Source organism: Isoptericola sp. NPDC056134 (assembly GCF_042264825.1).
GTDB lineage: Bacteria > Actinomycetota > Actinomycetes > Actinomycetales > Cellulomonadaceae > Isoptericola > Isoptericola nanjingensis.
Map to the genome: position 1 here is coordinate 1 of NZ_JBHJVM010000068.1, position 1,522 is coordinate 1,522.

General features: G+C 67.2%; 1 protein-coding gene and 1 pseudogene. Both read left to right on the forward strand.

The features are described from left to right. Positions 1-78: 78 nt before the first annotated feature. Positions 79-297 (forward strand): annotated as a pseudogene (locus ACFCZN_RS21280) (16S rRNA (guanine(527)-N(7))-methyltransferase RsmG); the annotation flags it as partial. Between the two features lie 223 nt (positions 298-520). Next, the coding region (locus ACFCZN_RS21285) for a ParA family protein (protein ID WP_430558090.1) at positions 521-1,522 on the forward strand (1,002 nt) is incomplete at its 3' end.

Genomic DNA, 1,522 nt, shown 5'->3' on the forward strand with positions numbered 1-1,522 from the left:
GTCCCGTTCCTTCCGGAGACGGGGCTCATCGCAGACATCGGATCCGGGGCCGGGCTTCCCGGGGTTGTGATCGCTGCGATGCGTCCGGCCGCCTCTGTCTACTTGGTCGAGCCGATGGAGCGGCGCTGTGCCTGGTTGACGGAGATCGCCACGGATCTGAATCTCTCGAACATCGAGGTGAAGCGGGGGCGTGCGGAGGAGTACCACGGTGCTTTCGAGTGCGACGCGGTGACCTCTCGGGCCGTGGCCGCGCTGGACAAGTTGGTCAGGCTCTCGCTGCCGCTCGTCAGACCGGGCGGCGAGATGATCGTCCTGAAGGGACGCAACGTGGCGCGCGAGGTCGAGCCCGCCCGCAAGGTGTTGGGACGGCGCATGCTGGGACGCGACGACGGAGAGGATGAGACGCGTGACGGAAAGCCCTGTCGACCCTGGAGAGCTTCAGGATCGGTCGACGGCCCTCTCGCAGGACGGGGGAGGGGCGCGAAGCTCCGGGTACGAGGACGATCGGAGAGCAGCGCTGATGGCGAGCCTGCCGGTCACGGACGAGTCGACACCGCTCGCGGCTCAGCTTGCAGAGGACGCCAGGCGTCGCATCGACCTCCAAGGTCGCCGCTTCCCGCGTCCTGCGTCGACGCGCATCATCACGGTGGCCAACCAGAAGGGCGGCGTGGGAAAGACCACGACGACGGTGAATCTCGCTGCCGGGCTCGCGCTGGCGGGGCTCAACGTGCTCGTCATCGACAACGATCCCCAGGGCAACGCGTCGACCGCGCTGGGGGTCGAGCACCGCGCGGGGACGCCGTCGGTCTACGAGGTCCTGGTCGACGGCGATCCGCTCGCCAGCGCAGTCCAGCAGTGCCCCGACATCCCGACGCTGTGGTGCGTACCGGCGACGATCGACCTCTCGGGCGCAGAGATCGAACTGGTCTCGCTCGTTTCACGTGAAACACGGCTCCGCCGCGCGCTGGACGAGTACCTGGCAGCGCGCGAGCGCGAGGGTCTGGCCCCCATCGACTACGTGTTGGTCGACTGCCCGCCGAGTCTGGGTCTTCTCACCGTGAATGCGTTCGTCGTCGGTCGAGAGGTGCTCATCCCGATCCAGTGCGAGTACTACGCCCTCGAGGGACTGAGCCAGCTCCTGAAGACGATCGAGCTCATCAAGTCACACCTCAACCCCGGCCTGCACGTCTCGACGATCTTGCTGACGATGTACGACGGGCGAACCAATCTTGCGCAACAGGTGGCGGCAGAAGTGCGCGAGCACTTCCCAGACCAGACCTTGCGGACGACCGTGCCGCGCTCCGTGCGTATCTCCGAAGCCCCGAGCCACGGGCAAACGGTGATGACCTATGATCCCGGCTCGACCGGTGCGCTCGCGTACCTCGAGGCAGCGCGAGAACTGACGCAGCGCGGTGCGAACAGGCCTGGCGATCGCGATCTCGGTGCGCTCCCCGGGCAGGATGTGGCTCTCCAGCACGGTGACGATCCCGAGACTGCCCCAGTGTCCGAGGCGGTCCGAACC